This is a genomic window from Novipirellula rosea, from assembly GCF_039541335.1.
GTDB lineage: Bacteria > Planctomycetota > Planctomycetia > Pirellulales > Pirellulaceae > Novipirellula > Novipirellula rosea.
Genome location: NZ_BAABGA010000099.1, coordinates 38,650 through 54,659 on the forward strand (window position 1 = coordinate 38,650; position 16,010 = coordinate 54,659).

11 protein-coding genes are annotated in these 16,010 nt (G+C 56.5%); 4 read left to right on the forward strand and 7 right to left on the reverse strand.

Annotated features, from left to right (window positions below; translation table 11 throughout):
• The first annotated feature begins 31 nt into the window (after positions 1 to 31).
• Positions 32 to 1,162, forward strand: coding sequence for a hypothetical protein (locus ABD971_RS29670; RefSeq protein ID WP_345327328.1), 1,131 nt, complete (start codon positions 32 to 34; stop codon positions 1,160 to 1,162).
• On the opposite strand, the gene ABD971_RS29675 is transcribed toward ABD971_RS29670, so the two are convergent.
• Positions 1,159 to 3,603 carry a TolC family protein gene (locus ABD971_RS29675; RefSeq protein ID WP_345327329.1) on the reverse strand — a complete coding sequence of 815 codons (2,445 nt, stop codon included), beginning with the start codon at positions 3,601 to 3,603 and terminating at the stop codon, positions 1,159 to 1,161. The genes ABD971_RS29670 and ABD971_RS29675 overlap by 4 nt on opposite strands.
• A gap of 250 nt (positions 3,604 to 3,853) precedes the next feature.
• Positions 3,854 to 4,732 (reverse strand): carbon-nitrogen hydrolase family protein, encoded by an 879-nt coding sequence (locus ABD971_RS29680; RefSeq protein ID WP_345327330.1) that lies wholly within the window; start codon positions 4,730 to 4,732, stop codon positions 3,854 to 3,856.
• 177 nt (positions 4,733 to 4,909) lie between these two features.
• On the opposite strand from ABD971_RS29680, the gene sthA reads away from it, so the two are divergent.
• Entirely contained in the window at positions 4,910 to 6,313 is a 1,404-nt protein-coding gene (gene sthA / locus ABD971_RS29685) for a Si-specific NAD(P)(+) transhydrogenase (protein ID WP_339942600.1), read from the forward strand.
• A 98-nt stretch (positions 6,314 to 6,411) separates the two neighbouring features.
• On the opposite strand, the gene ABD971_RS29690 is transcribed toward sthA, so the two are convergent.
• Entirely contained in the window at positions 6,412 to 7,437 is a 1,026-nt protein-coding gene (locus tag ABD971_RS29690) for a DUF1559 family PulG-like putative transporter (RefSeq protein ID WP_345327331.1), read from the reverse strand.
• Positions 7,438 to 7,899: 462 nt separating this feature from the next.
• Here ABD971_RS29690 and ABD971_RS29695 point away from each other — a divergent pair, with 462 nt between their 5' ends.
• A complete protein-coding gene (locus tag ABD971_RS29695) occupies positions 7,900 to 9,252 on the forward strand; it encodes a PQQ-binding-like beta-propeller repeat protein (protein WP_345327332.1) in 1,353 nt (450 codons plus the stop codon).
• A 130-nt stretch (positions 9,253 to 9,382) separates the two neighbouring features.
• Here the strand turns inward: ABD971_RS29695 and ABD971_RS29700 are convergent, their stop codons facing one another.
• Positions 9,383 to 9,892, reverse strand: a complete 510-nt coding sequence (locus ABD971_RS29700; RefSeq protein WP_339942603.1) for a lactoylglutathione lyase family protein — start codon at positions 9,890 to 9,892, stop codon at positions 9,383 to 9,385.
• Between the two features lie 386 nt (positions 9,893 to 10,278).
• Here ABD971_RS29700 and ABD971_RS29705 point away from each other — a divergent pair, with 386 nt between their 5' ends.
• On the forward strand, positions 10,279 to 13,380 hold the full coding sequence (locus ABD971_RS29705; protein ID WP_345327333.1) for a PVC-type heme-binding CxxCH protein: 3,102 nt from the start codon (positions 10,279 to 10,281) through the stop codon (positions 13,378 to 13,380).
• Between the two features lie 800 nt (positions 13,381 to 14,180).
• Here the strand turns inward: ABD971_RS29705 and ABD971_RS29710 are convergent.
• From ABD971_RS29710 to ABD971_RS29720, 3 genes are all read right to left on the reverse strand, one after another.
• The gene (locus ABD971_RS29710; RefSeq protein WP_345327334.1) at positions 14,181 to 14,618 is read right to left on the reverse strand and encodes a type II toxin-antitoxin system VapC family toxin; all 438 of its coding nucleotides are present in this window, start codon (positions 14,616 to 14,618) and stop codon (positions 14,181 to 14,183) included.
• Positions 14,615 to 15,565, reverse strand: a complete 951-nt coding sequence (locus tag ABD971_RS29715) for a hypothetical protein (RefSeq protein ID WP_345327335.1) — start codon at positions 15,563 to 15,565, stop codon at positions 14,615 to 14,617. Before ABD971_RS29715 ends, ABD971_RS29710 begins: the two co-directional genes overlap by 4 nt.
• 62 nt (positions 15,566 to 15,627) lie before the next feature.
• Positions 15,628 to 15,984, reverse strand: coding sequence for a hypothetical protein (locus tag ABD971_RS29720; RefSeq protein WP_345327336.1), 357 nt, complete (start codon positions 15,982 to 15,984; stop codon positions 15,628 to 15,630).
• Positions 15,985 to 16,010 lie beyond the last annotated feature (26 nt).

Genomic DNA, 16,010 nt, shown 5'->3' on the forward strand with positions numbered 1-16,010 from the left:
TGCTTTTTCAAAACGCTGAATCAACAACGCGATGAGTCCTTTGCAAGACACGGAATCCAACCAGCACGAACTGCATGCCGGGCATGAACTCGAAACCGGAGTGCTTGCGCGGGTGAGAGAATGGATCGACATTTTCCCATGGCTGCGGTTGTTGCGAACGCTGCGAATGGCAGGCTCGCCCTCGATGATCTTGATCGCCATGCTGACGCTCGCGATCTGGTTGCCCGTGTACCAGTGGATCCTCGGCGACCCTGCGATTCCCGGCGACCCTGCCGCCGCAGTGACCAATGTGGTCGTCACGAATCCAGGCAGCGGCATCATCGGCAGCGGCATCGCGGCAGCACCACGACTGCAAACCCGCTGGCCTTGGATGTGGGTGAACGAAGCGTTTTGGGTAGCAGAGCAACATCGTGGCGGCAACGTCGTTCGCACTCTTTGCGGGCTGCTGTGGACCCTGATCGCGTGGTCATTCGCCTCGCTGGTCTTTGTTCGCCAAGGAGGACTATTGACTGCGGGCCGACCGATGCTCCGTTTCAATACGTTGGTAACATCGATCCTGCCGCGATTCTTCGCTGCCTGGATTGCGGGAATTGTACCGCTGCTTTGTGTTGCCGCGCTAGGGGCGATGATTTGGACGATCGGTTGGATTGCCGCCTGGCTCCCCGAGTGGGGAATCGTTCAGTTTCCGCTAGCCCTGCTGATCACAGTGTTGGCGATTCCCTGCGGCATTTTAGCTTTTGGCGGCTTTGTCGCGGTCGCACTTGCCTGGGCCGCGATCGCCAACGAGCGAGATCCCGACGCGTTGGATGCACTCAGTCGCGGGTACGAGTATCTGTACCGTCGCCCTGCTCACTTGATCCTCTACGGCCTCGTTTCGCTGGCACTGCTGTGGATCGTGATGTTTTTAGTCAACGGAGTCACGTACGCAGCGGCGGGGATCACGTTGGTCGTCTTGGACTGGACCACCGCCCCCGCCATGACGGGCACGTTTGTTTTGCGAATCATCTCGCTGGTCCCCAGCGCGACCGCTTTCGCGTTCGCTTGGGGATTGATTGGCGGCGTCTATTTGCTGATCCGCTTTGACGCAGGCGGACAACAAGTCGAGGACCTATGGATGCCAGCGGCAACGCCAGCCGACCCGCTGCCGACTCTGCCCGCTTAACGCTGGAACTTGAGCGGCGAAACATGAACCTCGGGAAGCAATTCGGCTGCCTGAGCCTCGATTTCAGCCCGCAGTGCATCGGCTTTCGTCTGAGCCTCGGATCGTGAACCGTGACGCTTCGCGACCACGACCTCTGGGAAGCCAACCGAATCTGGGGTTTCCGTGCTTGCGGTTGCCGATCCAATCGGTTGCGACGAAAACATGTCGTCCCAACCATCGACTTGATCCGGCAGCATCAACAGCGGTGCCGAGGCCGATTGCTGAATTGGAGCGGGCAAGGACTCATCGGAAGTGACTTTCACCGGCGGCTTGCCGATGACGACTTGCGGGTAACTCTCGATCGGTCCTGCACCTGCCGAATTGTCGATCCAACTAGGACGGTACGGTTGGGAGACCACCGGAGCGAACGGCTCGGAGGAAACCGCGGCCTGATCATCCGTCTTGGGTTTCGCGGCGGGCGGAGCAGGCGGTGCTTGCTGAATCGGGGCTTGCTGAATCGGGGCTTCCTGAATCGGGGCTTCCTGAATCGGGGCTTCCTGAATCGGTGTCGCCTCCACGTCACGTACTGGCTGCGACTCGATTGGCTGCGACTCGGTTGGTCGCGACTCGGCTGGCTGCGAAGGGGTTGGCAACGTCGGCCCCGCCTCGTCGGCTTCGCTCGCGGTCGAAGGGATCATTTCAAACGATCGCAGCGAAGCGTCGAGCGTGGTCTCTAATCCCAGCGCCGCTCGGTCAATTGTACCGGTTGCGAAACGCCACTGAGCCAACGCTTGTTGGTAACCGTAGACGGCTTGAATCGAAGCACGTTGTGCATCCACCAACGTTTGGTCATTGCGAAGCAACAAGTCGATAGTCGCTTTGTTTTTGTCGTACAACAGTTGCCGACCATCGCTCTGGGCGGTAGCCGATGCAACACGGGCCTGTGCGACATCAAGCGATTCATAGAACAATTCGATATCGACGGCGGCCGCATTGACCTCGGCATAAATATCGCGGCGAATCGCATCGAGTTGCGACTGCTGTGCGGCGAGTTGGCGGCATGCTTGCCGGGCTCTTGCGTACGCTGCCCGCTGGCCCACCGATTGCCGGAACTCGAACCCTACAAACCAATCTTGATAATTGCCGTCAAACGCCGTGTCGATGGCATCGTCCAAACGGGCTTCCAAGCCGTTTTGGGTGTAACCAAAGTTGGCGCGGATGTCGGGTCGCAACAGATCACGTGCTTGCAAAATCTGTAGCTTTGCCGCTCGCACCAACGTGCGTTGAGCTTCCACTTCGGGGCGAAATCCCGATTGGACCATGCCTTCGTCAAAGTGCAGCGAGAGATCCATCTGAGGTTGGTCCGCAGGCACCAACCGGATCGTACGGCCGCGGTAATCGCCCATCAACCGCAACAGTTCCACGGCGGCCAGATCCGCGGTCCGGCGCAGTTCAATCTCTGTTAAGCGAGCGGTTTGATACAGTTCGTCTGCCTGAGCCACGTCCACGATCGTCGACTCGCGTTGCTCCAAACGCGCTCGTTCACTATCGACTAACTTTTTGAAACGCTCGGTCGATTCGAGTGCGACTTGATGCTCGGCATACAGCCCGGCATACTCCCAATAGGCGACCTCGACATCACGAAACGCCGTGTTGATCTCGGCCCGCAGCTCGGAACTGAGCGACATGTAGGCGTAGCGTGCCAACTGGATCGGAGATTCATTGATGACACGCCGACGCCCTTGAGCTAATTGTTGGCTGAAGCGGAAGTTCAAATCCGCGTCCCAGGCCGGGTTGATCAAAACGTCCGGCCCCACAGGAGACAGAAAGTTGTAACCGTTGTTGTAACCCAACAAATACTCACCACCGGTGCGTGTCCGCTTGCTATACGACAACATATTGCCGCTGAGCGAGCGAAGGAAATCGGTTTGCAAATCGCGAGTGGGAAGTCCAAACGTGGCAACGGAGTTACTGAGTTGGCGATCGAGTTTTCCGCCTTCGATATCCACTCCGACACGCCCGTCAAAATAGGCGTCCGCGATCGTCACATCCTCGGCGATCGCCGCAAGTGCATTGGACAAACTGTCAAGCTCGGGATTCGAATCGACAACCCGGGCTCGCGCTTCGGCAAGCGTCAGATAGACGACCGGACGTGAATCCACCACCGAGTTGCCGCCCATCGCAGCGGATGCCGCAAACGCTTGGACCGATTCGGGTTGGTTCGAATAGGGGCCTGGTTTGCCCGCGCCCTCAGCAAACGTGGTCGTTTGAACCGTCCCGTGAACCCGGCTTGCGGTAAAGAACGGCGACGTGGGATTGCCTGCCAAAACCGGAGTTAAATTGCCACCCCCGGTCGCTGCGATCAGCACGCCCAGCAGGGCGCGGCGCCAACGCCGGGTCGATCGCGATGGCGATGCGTTTCGGGAAGTGGTTTCAGTGCGGTTGAGCGATTTTTTAGTCATCTGCCAATCCATCGGCTACAGGGTGGGGAGGTGAGGTTGGCGTGTGAAACCGCGACGCTGAGCCACTCGCCCTTTGCACGTCCCACACACCGATCGAGGTGCGATGCGCTCGATTCCGAACACCGCAAACACCTCGGTTGGCTACCTACCCACTTCGGCGCAGCGATCAGCTAATCTCGATCCCTTGCCCCAAAAATAGCCGACGCCGCCCCCCACTGGCTCAACGTTTGTTACAACCCGTCTAATCTAACTAGACAGGGGGTGTGGTTGGCCCATTGTTAGCGGATTTACCGGTTAGAGAAGCTGGCTTGGCGGCGGCAACCGCCTTGTAAAAATCGGGACATCGATCCTCGAATCGGTCGATCACATGGGCTCCCGGCGTTCGCTCGATCCGCTTGTTCCGCGCGTCCGCCAGATTGACGTCGGCATACAAGATCTCGGGCTGATCCGCCTTGCTTTGAGCCAACACGACTCCGTCAGGACCGCAAATCGAACTCAATCCGCAAAATTTGAAACCACCCTCGCTGCCCACCCGATTGGCTGCAACAAAGAACAAATGGTTCTCCATGCTGCGTGCCGGAGGAACAATTTCAGCGGTCCGGTACGCCGTCACGGGCCAATTGGTCCCCAACGCGATGATGTCCGCTCCGGCCAACGCCAGCACACGCATCGGTTCGGGAAACGAGCTGTCATAGCAAATCGCCATCCCCACACGTGCATCTCCGGCCTGCAGCGGTTGGTAGGGAATATCACCGCGATCGACGAAGCGATCGACTCCCAAGGCGGGCAAATGCACCTTACGATAGCATCCGACCACCCCGCTCGGGCCAACCAAGGCTGCCGCGTTAAACAACTGATCGCCGCTTTTTTCCAAAAATCCAAACGTCAGATGCAAATCATACGTCGCGGCCAAGCGGGCAATGTCGATAAACACCTCGTCGTTAATCGACACTGCGTGTTCCCATGCCTGTTCGCGGCTCTCATACGCATAGCCGCACAACATACATTCGGGCAGGACCACCAATTTGGCCTGCATTTTGCCCGCAGCATGGATGTGTTCGGCGATCCGTTTGCGGTTTTCGGTGATGTTGGCGAAAGTGACATCCGATTGGACGCAGGCGATTAGCATCGTAAAACACTCGTAAATGAAGCGAAGGTTAGGAAACCGTTAGCGTATCGCAGCGACGATCACCGTCGTAGGCCGTTGCATTGACAACTCTCTTCTTCAGCGTCCACACTTCATGCGTGAACGCGAACTCGAACGCTCTCTCGAAAACGAACGCTCTCTCGAAAATACGATCCTTAGATGAACGCCACGACTGAAAACGCAAAATTTGACTACGACCTATTCGTAATCGGCTCAGGCCCCGGAGGCGAGGGGGCCGCGATGCAAGCTGTGAAGGGGGGCATGCGAGTCGCAGTCGCAGAACGATATACCCAAATCGGCGGCGGTTGTACCCATTGGGGAACGATTCCGAGCAAGGCATTGCGTTACGCCATCACCTCCACAATGCGAACGCTCCGCAATCCGACATTTCAAGAGCTAGGCCTCCATTTTAGCCCCTCGCTGCAGCAGCTCAAACGTGGCACCCAGGCGATTATCGGCAAGCAAGTCACGATGCGGCAATCGTTTTACGAGCGCAACGGGGTCCCGGTCTTTCAAGGCACCGCTCGTTTTCTGGATTCACAAACGATTTCCATCGATGGCGACAAACCGATTCGCGCCAAACACTTTGTGATCGCAACCGGATCACGTCCCTTTCGTCCCGCCGATGTCGATTTCACGCATCCTCGGATCTACGACAGCGACACCATCCTGGACATGACTCACAAACCGACCACGTTCTGCGTCTATGGTGCGGGCGTGATCGGGACCGAATACGCTTCGATGTTTCGCAATCTGGGGATCAAAGTCAATCTGATCAACACTCGCGAAAAGCTGCTCGAATTTCTTGATGACGAAATTATCGACGCACTCTCGTATCACTTACGCGATCAAGGCGTGATCATTCGACACAATGAAACGATGGAGCGAGTCGAACCGACCGACGATGGGGTGATCTTGCATTTGCAAAGTGGCAAGCGGGTCAAAACAGACGCCTTCCTGTGGGCCAACGGACGCTCCGGAAATACCGATGACTTGGGGCTCGAAAATATTCCGATCGAAGCGAACAATCGCGGCCAGTTGATTGTCGACGAACAATTCCAAACCGTCATACCCCACATCTACGCCGTCGGCGATGTGATCGGTTACCCCTCGTTGGCCAGTGCCGCGTACACGCAAGGCCGCGCTGCGGGGATGCACATGCTTGGCCGCAAAGACGGAAATTTACGAGTCAACGATATTCCGACCGGGATCTACACCAGCCCCGAAATCAGTTCGGTGGGCAAGACCGAACGTGAATTGACTGCCGCCTGCGTTCCCTACGAAGTCGGCCACAGTTTGTTCCGATCGCTCGCACGCGCTCAGATCACCGGTGAAACCACCGGCATGCTGAAGCTACTGTTTCACCGTGATACGCTTGAGATTCTGGGCGTCCATTGCTTCGGCGCCAACGCATCGGAAATCGTGCATATCGGTCAAGCGATCATGAACCAACCGCACGGTCACAACACGGTCGAGTACTTCGTCGAAACCACGTTCAACTACCCCACGATGGCCGAAGCCTACCGTGTCGCCGCGCTGAACGGCATGAACCGCTTGTTTTAAAGAGTGTCGTTGATCGATCCGCGATCATAACGTGAAATCGCGGAACATCTGCAGTTCATGCCGCATGATCACGCCAATTTAAAATCGAGTCGATTGCATTACTGTGACGACACCGTTTCGACTTCGCGTCCGTACTTGGTCCAACTGGCGTGCCAAACATCAGCGTCAACCGAATCGGTCACGTTGCGTACGCTGCCGTCGACCAACAGAACCTTGACCAGCCCCGTGTGATAGCTCCGCGGCCCCGTCACTTTTGCCGACCGGAACGTCAAATCGGGAATCGCACTGTTGGGTGTTAAAAAACCAGTCATCACGGAACCGTTGGGAACGCAGCCGCGAAGCCAATACGCATTACGATCTCCCTTCCAACTTGTCACCACCGTCTCGACAGTAGCGTAGTCGTCACTGCCCGCTGCGGCGATCACCGCAGCAGCGACCGAGGAAACCCCCGCTCGATAACCGCGTACATCCATCTTAGGCGTCACCGAGGGCACGTCGATGCCCAGCCCGATGGTGGTTTCGGCAAACGCGATCGTGTTGCTGGTTCCGTCCAAAATGTCTCGGAATCTGGTTCTCGCATTGACCCAACACAATCCATCCGCCGGCCCGTACTCGGGGTTGAATTTCCCATCCAATCCGCTGCCTTGATTCATCGAATAACTGGTCCCCGCAATTTGGATCGACGCTCCCGAGGGCATCGTCAAACCATGCAGTGTTGCCCCCACGTCGCTGGGGCATTCAAACGTTGCGACACGCGTCCCGGCGGCCTCGTGCAGTTCCGCCGGCAGGTCGTCCTGCCCTGGATGTCCCAAGTCGATATCGAAATCGATCAGGTCTTGAAGTTGAGCTTGCTCGAGAAACGGCAACAGTTTGGCTTGGGGTGAATAGTCACTGGGATAGCGGACGCCGGTGTAACCGTTGTTCGGCAGCGACTCACTAAACGCCGACGCATAATTATGCATCCCCAACCCGATTTGCTTCAGATTGTTACTGCACTGCATCGCGCGGGCAGCTTCACGCGCCGCCTGCACCGCGGGCAACAGAAGCCCTACCAGGATGCCGATGATGGCAATCACAACAAGCAGTTCAACCAGCGTGAAACCGCGTCGAGAACGCCCACGCATGGTCGATTGATGGGATCGGCACTGATCTTGCTGCCAGCGAACGAAGTGGCAACAGGACGACGTGAATAGCGACAAAGGGGACATCGAAAAAGCTCCGGCCAAAGGCTCACAAGGAAGGGATCAAGCCTGAAAGCAACTTCTGCAGTGCCTCGATGGCAAACAGACTTCCAGGAACGGATCGCGTGTGGCTGGCTAGTGGGCGTCATACCGCCGGTCGCTTGCTATTTCGCTAGATAGAACTGATATTGAGAATCAGTCGCAACAGGATGATAGGTGTACAAACAATCGTCAAGGGCAACCACGATTTGCCAGACCTCTTTTTTACGGATCGCCAGACCTCTTTTTTACGGATCGAACGGGGCATGGGCGGCGGGAAAGTGCTTTCAATAGCCATCTAAAGCTTTGCTCCGGCTGCCAATCAATGCCCTTGCTTCTTCACGCTTTTTCTAGGGACGCTCCCCCATGCTCTTGCGATATTTTGATCGAATCCGCCTTTTCTCGATGATCGCCGCAGCCTGTGTTGCAGGAATCGCGTCGACCGATGCAGTGGCCGACGATTGGCCAGGCTGGATGGGGCCCTCGCGAGATGGAGTCTATCGTGAGACGGGAATCATTGATGAGGTGCCTGAGAGCGGGCTGAAAGTGAAGTGGCGAATCCCGATTGCCGGTGGGTATGCGGGACCGGCAGTCGCCGACGGCCGCGTCTTCGTTTTCGATTACAACACAACCGAAGGCGAAGCGTTCAACGATGCTGGCAAACGAGCCAACTTGAAGGGGCAAGAGCGATTGACCGCGCTCGATGCCGAAACCGGCAAACCACTTTGGCAATATGCCTACGATCGTCCCTACAGCATCTCGTACCCTGCAGGCCCACGATGTACACCCACCGTGGATGGTGACCTTGTCTACATCCTGGGCAGCGAAGGTGACCTGCAGGCGTTGCGAGTTTCCGATGGCGAAGTCGTCTGGAAACGCAACTTGCCAAAGGACCTTGGCGCCGAGGTTCCGATTTGGGGATTCGCGGCTCATCCGTTGATCGATGGCGATACGCTGTACACGATGGTCGGTGGCGAGGGGCAAGCCATCGTGGCGTTTGATAAATTGACCGGCGAAGTCAAGTGGAAAGCGATTGACGGTAACGCCGGATACTGTACCCCGTCGATCATCCAGCATGGCGGTACACGCCAATTGATCGTCTATCACCCCACTGCGGTGACCAGCTTGAATCCGGCAACCGGTAGCGAGTACTGGAGCATCCCGATCGCTCCGTCATTCGACATGTCGATCGCTCGCCCGATGGTGGATGGTGACTTGATGTACGCCAGCGGCATTCGCAGCGAGTCATTGATGATCCAATTAGGAAGCGACAGCCCGACAGCCAAAGAGGTTTGGCGAGGTGAGCCGAAAGAGGCGGTGCACAGCGCCAATGCGCCACCGATATTTACCGGCGGCATTGTCTATGGAACCGATTGTGTCGTGGGGACCTTGATCGCCGTGGATGCCAAAGATGGCTCACGATTGTGGGAGACTTTCGAAGCGACCAAGCCCGACGAAAAGCGATTCATCAAGCACGGCACCGCATTCCTGACTCGCTTGGCCGATACTGATCGCTATCTGATTTTCAGCGAAACAGGTGACTTACAAATGGCCAAACTGACCCCGGACGGCTATGAAGATTTGGGACGTTTTCATGTCCTCCGGCCAACCGGCGAAGCTTTCGGCCGATCGGTCGTGTGGAGCCACCCGGCGTACTCAGGTCAAACGGCATTCGCTCGCAACGACGAGGAAATCGTCGCAGTGGACTTGACCAAGTAGGCACCTTTGCGTCTTGCGTCAACGCACGACGGCCCTAACGCGTTGTCCCAATTCGGTTTCCTGGTAGTGGACGACGCTCCTAATCTTTAGCTGGGACAAAGCACGAAGCTGACTCAAAAGGCATTGACGCTCAACTCTCCGAATCGTCCTGGTACGCGCCTGCCGAATACGTCAGCTCGTAGCTGTGCGAATAGATCTCGATCAAGTTTCCAAACGGGTCTTCGCAGTAAACCATTCGGTATGGCTTTTCGCCCGGATAATACTCTCGAATTGGCATTCTTTGTTTGCCTCCGTTTTGAACGATTTTCTTCGCCAGCCCCTCAACGTCAGGGTCCTGGACGCAAAAGTGGAACACACCTGTTTTCCAATATTCAAAATTGTTCTCAGGCTTTTCCGCATTCTCGAATTCGAACAATTCGATGCCAACGCGATCGCCGGTGGCCAGGTGAGCAATTCGAAATCGCCCCCAGCCTTTGCCAAAGACGTCATCACACATCACGCCAATCGCGGAATCGTCTGACACGATTTCGGTTGGCGGCATGATGACGTACCACCCCAACGTCTTCGTGTAGAACTCGACAGCTTGATCCAAGTCGGTCACGGAGATGCCGATGTGAGAAAATGTTCGTGGAAACGTCATCCTGTTCTTCCCCTTGCTACTGGAATGGTGATGGCATTGTCGGTTCGGAAATGAACGCTTACGGATCGCAGAAGGCGGGCACAACAATGTCATGACACGGGCTTGAATCCGCATCAATTATTCTCACCGGGTTTTAACTTCAAGATAACAGACACCATCTGCAGCGCCGCAATCCAGCACCAAAAAACGTCAGTCGACTTCGCTGCGTTGGCCTACTCGGCAAACTGGCAAATTCGAACTTGGCGAATTTGGTTCCAATGGCAATCGTCAGCCCGTTTCCAAGGAAAAATCCTCGCTTGCCCATCGTTCGCCGCGAGAAGTTATGATAGAGGTCCCCAAAAAAGACGAGCTTCCCTCCGTCCCTTCCCGCCTACGTGTGACTTTCGATGCATGCCCCCCTTCCGAAGGCCGCTTGGTCTTGGCAAATCAGCCGTCTGCGAACTCGATTTACTCTGACGCTCTTAATCGCGAGCTTGGCTACGTTTTCCACCGCTCAAGAAACGGAACCGGTCACGACCGATTCGGACACCGCCGTTGCGGGCAACGAGCAAGTCGCTGAGATCATCCGCACTCGTCCAGGACGCGGGGTGATGCGTGACGACTCGCTGCCCACCCCCGTCGACGTGGCCGTGACCAAGTTTGACGTTTTAAAAGGATTTAAAATCGAAGCGGTTGCGGCGGAGCCCGTCGTCTCGCAGCCGCTGTTCGTGTCGTGGGACTCCCGCGGCCGGATGTGGGTGATCCAGTACCGGCAATATCAATTCCCTGCCGGTCTGAAAATCGTTCGCTACGACCAACACCTTCGTGCCGTGTTTGACCGCGTTCCCGAGCCACCTCCGCAAGGCACCCCTGGTGCCGACAAGATCACCGTCTTCGAAGACACCAACGGCGACGGCGTCTACGACACTCACAAAGACGTGATCGACGGACTGAATATCGCTTCGGCGGTGCAAGTCGGCCACGGCGGAATCTGGGTTTTGAATCCACCCTACTTGCTGTTCTATCCTGATGCCGATGGCGACGATGTGCCGGATGCGGAACCCGAAGTTCATCTCAGCGGATTTGGGTTACAAGACACTCACTCGGTCGCCAACAGCATGATGTGGGGGCCGGACGGTTGGCTGTACGGTTGTAACGGCAGCACCACCGTTGGCGACGTCAGTTCCGCGGTGACCAAGGGCGTTCGTTTTCAAGGGCAATGCGTTTGGCGGTACCATCCCGATACCAAAGAGTTTGAAATCTATGCCGAAGGAGGTGGCAACAACTTCAGCCTCGACATTGATTCCAAAGGCCGCGTCTTCACCGGCACCAACGGTGGCAACACGCGTGGCTATTATTTCCCACAAGGCAGCTATAGCGAAAAGAACTGGGGTAAACACGGGCCGCTGACCAATCCGTACGCCTTCGGATACTTTAGCGCGATGAAGTTCGAAGGAGACGGACGGCGGTTCCCGCAAGCGTTCTGTATCTACGAAGGAGGGCTGTTCCCGAAGGATTTTGATGAGAACATCATTGCTCCGAATTCGCTGCACAATCTTGTTTGGCGGAGCAAGCGGATCCCCGACGGATCAACTTACCGAACCGTGGACGAGCCAAACTTGATCGAGACGCCCGACCGTTGGTTTCGCCCCGTGTACGCAGGCGTTGGCCCCGACGGTGCCGTCTATATGGCCGATTGGTACGACAGTCGACTCAGCCACGTCAGCCCTGTGGACGATTGGCACAAAGAGAGCGGACGAATTTACCGCGTCGTCCCCGAGGGAGAAACGGCCAGCTATCAACAAGGCGATCTCAGTCGTGCCGACAACCAAACGCTGACCAAGCTTTTCTCGCACGAAAACAAATGGGTTCGGCAACGTGCCGCTCTCGAATTGGGCTGGCGAGGTGACGCGTCAGTCGTCGACGATCTTGTCAAACTTGTCGACGACTCTGCGTCGCTCGAGGCGTTGTGGGCATTGAACCTGCTCGGCAAATTGGACCACGCCTTGGCCACTCGTTGGCTTTCGCACTCCGACCCACACATCCGTCGCTGGGTCGTGCGTCTACTCGGCGATCGACACGAAGACCACCATGGACTTGCGGCGATGGCGGCGACCGAGCCCGATGTGCAAGTTCGCAGTCAATTGGCCGCGACCGCAAAACGACTCTCCGCCGATGTTGGACTGAGCATTGTTTCGGCGCTGTTGCGACATGACGACGATGCCAACGATCCGCACATGCCGTTGATGAATTGGTGGGCGATCGAAGCTCATGTCGATTCGTGGCCTGCGATTGAGTCGATGTTCGCTGATGAATCGTTGTGGAGCACGACGATGGTGAAACAGACGATCCTGAAACGACTCGTCCAGCGTTACGCGTCCGCCGGCGGTGCCGAGGACTTTGAGCATTGCGGAAAATTGATTGCGATGGCTCCCGATGACGCGTCTCGCGGAGAATTGATCCAGGGGATTGATCTGGCGTTCCAAGGGCGTGCGATCCCCAAGTTGCCTGTATCACTCGACAAGGCGTTGGCGGACTACAAAGCGTCGATTGGCCAGTCGGATTTGATCCTGTCGCTGCGTCGTGGGGACGCCGCGGCGATCGACGAAGCAATCAAACTGCTTTCCAGTCCACAATCCGATTTGCCGTTGGCGATTGAGGTGGCGAACGTGTTTGGCGAGGTCCATCACGCGGCCGCCGCAAAGAGTTTGCTTGCGTTGGCAACAGGAAGCAGAACGTCCGAACCGGCGCTGCAGCGAGTTGCAATCGCTTCGCTTCGCCAATATGACACCGCGTCAATTGCCGGCACCTTGTTAGCGTCGTTCGGGAACCGGATCTCCGAAGAGCATGGATTGCGGGCCGCGGCATGCCGGACGCTCGCGTCACGCCCGGCGTGGGCAAAACAGTTGTTGACGGAATTGACGCAGTGGCGAGTCAAACGCGAGCACATTCCCTACGACGTGGTCCAACAACTTCGCAGCTACGATGATCCTGAAATCGCCAAGCAGGTCGAAGTCGTGTTTGGTCCGATCTCGGCAACCGCGACGCCCGAGCAAATCGCTCAAACGAAACGTTTGCGTGAGATGCTCGCAGCAGAGAGGGGCGATGCTGATGCAGGTAAAGAGATCTTCACCAAGGCGTGTGGAGGATGTCACCAACTGTTTGGCGAAGGAGGCAAAACGGGACCGCCGCTGGACGGTTATGAACGAGGCAAAGTCGGTTTTTGGGTCGACTCGATCGTGTTGCCTAATTTGGAGATTCGCGAAGGCTACCAGTCTTACTTGGTGTTGACCGAAGACGGCCGAGTGATCAACGGGATCATTGCCGAGCAGACGCCGACCACGGTCACGCTGCGAAACGCGGACAACCAGACCACCACGATCGCCCGTGACGAGATCGAAACACTTAAGGCGTTGCCGACGTCGCTGATGCCCACCGATTTACTCAAAAAGATGAGCGACACGCAAATCCGCGACCTCTACGCCTACCTCTCGCTCGGAGCCAAGTAGCGACACCGTTGCGTTATCCGCTTTTTGGACGAAGCTTATTTCATGCCAGCTCTTGATGGTAAAGCAGCGAAAACTGCGGCAGCATGCACTTCAGAGGCATTCGCGTTTTGACCTAGAGAGCGACTGCGAGATCTCCGCAAGCCACCTCCCCCGAGCGCAGCTGGGGAGAGGTCGGACGGGCCCCACAGACCTCGTCCGGGTGAGGGCAACCGCGCAACTTAGCGCACTGTGACTTCAACTTGCTCGGTCGCCCTCACCCGAGCAATCGCTGAAGGCTCTGCTCGACCTCTCCCAAACTCCGTTTGGGAGAGGTGACAACCGACAAGTCACCTCTCCCGAGCGAAGCACGGGAGAGGTCGGACGGGCCTCGCAGGCCTCGTCCGGGTGAGGGCAACCGCGCAACTTAGCGCACTGTGACTTCAACTTGCTCGGTCGCCCTCACCCGAGCAATCGCTGAAGGCTCTGCTCGACCTCTCCCAAACTCCGTTTGGGAGAGGTGACAACCGACAAGTCACCTCTCTCGAGCGAAGCACGGGAGAGGTCGGACGGGCCCCACAGGCCTCGTCCGGGTGAGGGCCAACCGCGCAACTTAGCGCACTGTGACCTCAACTTGCTCGGTCGCCCTCACCCGAGCAATCGCTGAAGGCTCTGCTCGACCTCTCCCAAACTCCGTTTGGGAGAGGTGACAACACCCTCGCCAGGGACACAGCACTTATTTTCATTCGCTATTGATCGGGGGTCCATTCGGTACTTCCAATGTTTGCTCGATTTGGCTCTTTGCAACTGCCAGCAGACGGATCTTATTGAGGGGCGACATGTTCAACACGAACTGTATTCGGATGCATCCAGTTAAAGTCATTGTCGCATGTAATCAGTACGCCGCTGACCGCCTTCGTTGCCGCGGCAATCCACAAATCGTTCTGGCCTGTGTTGTGTCCTCCGCGACGACCAAGATAGTATAACTCAGCGTAGGCATCGATTACTTGCGGAAGCCCGGCTTCGATGCGAACTAGTTCGTTGAAGATGTCGTCCAGTTTTTCTGTCTTCGCTTTACCCCAACCGCTGTGCTTGGCTAGTCCACGGACCTCGCCCTCCACCGTGGTAGGTACCAACGGGCGATCGAGCCTCTGGTCCAACGCATAGGTGGACAGCAGGTGTTGCCCTGTTCGATCTTGCCGAGCCCAGTGGATCAGAACGTTGCTGTCCAAAACAACGATATCATTCGGGGAAAGCGTCAAGAGAGCTGCTCCAGTGCTGCCTCGATTTCTTCGTCAGTCTCCTCGCCAGGCCATGCGCCAGCAATTGCGGCCATCCCGCTTCGTGGTCCCTGCGGTTTCTTGAGCTTCGAGGTATCCAGTCGATCATGGCGGGATGCGGGAAGTCGGCTAAATAGCGAAGGCTCAGCTTTTCCGTCACGAACGTCGTCAGCTTCGATTCGCAATAATCGTCCCGAAGGCCGATAAACCGCAGACCCAAGAACCAGAACTCGATTCCGCCAGAGACGCTGCATTTGGTCCATTTGTGCATCGCCGAAAACGCCAGAAACTTTTTCGCCAGTATCCAAAACCAAGCTGAACCTTTGAGTACTTGCCTCGATGCCATCCAGTTCGCCAACCAACCTGATACGTTGGGGTACTGGCGTCATCCCGGAGAGTGACTTTGCGGTTGCGACTAGATCCTCTGTTAACTCAATGTGACGCTCGGGCGTCGACTGATTAGGAAACTCCACACCCGTGAAGGGTCCGCGTTTGAAAAACTTCTGAAATCTACCGACGCTGCGGAGTAGCGTTGTATCAAAGTGCTGACTGTCCTGCTCCCGCCTTTGGATATCCGCCAGGACATCTCCGAGCATGTCGAAACCCGTTGCGTTTCCGTCAGGCATCAGTTCTGGAAAGAGACTCTGTTGCTCGAAAAGTTCCGGTGCGGTATCCCGCAGCCGCGCAGACTCAAAGCTTAGTAATACACCGTCATCGGCATCATGGTCGACAAAGCGTATCTCCGATGCTCGGTTGAGCCAGTCAGGCCCACGGCCTTTGGTCGAGCTACGATTCTGAACTGCCATGGAAACCGACTGCCGGATCACTTTGGGCAACTCGACAAAGAGATGTCCAATATGCTGCGGCGGCAATCGAGTTCCAAAGTCCTCGTCGCTGCGAAGGCGAATCGTTTGGTTAACTAATTTCATCTTTCACCTCCTTTGTGGGTTGGTAGAGAAATGTATTGTAAATCGCGATCGGACACGGCTGGTCAATCGTTCTCGTTTTCAAACAGGGGAGTCGGTTTTGTCTTCTTATGATTCTCGCCCTTTTTCTTCTTTGACTTCGCTTTCCGCTCTTCTAACAACTGACCACTGTCACCTAACCACTCCTCATGGTGGCGTTGTTCGTTAAGTTCGAGGAGGCGGGCGAGGACTTCGTCGCGGAATTCGTCGGGCCAGCGGAGACGCCAGGGCTTCTTCTTTTTGGACTTTTTCCGCGTTCCCGCTGCGGGCGGCCCCACGTCAGCATCGCTTTCTTCCTCTTCGTAGTCGAGCAGGACTTCACCCGAATTCTTAACGGAAATCGAGCCAAATACTCTTTCCCCCCAGACACAAGCTTGACGCACGACGAAAGCGTCGTACGATAAAACTG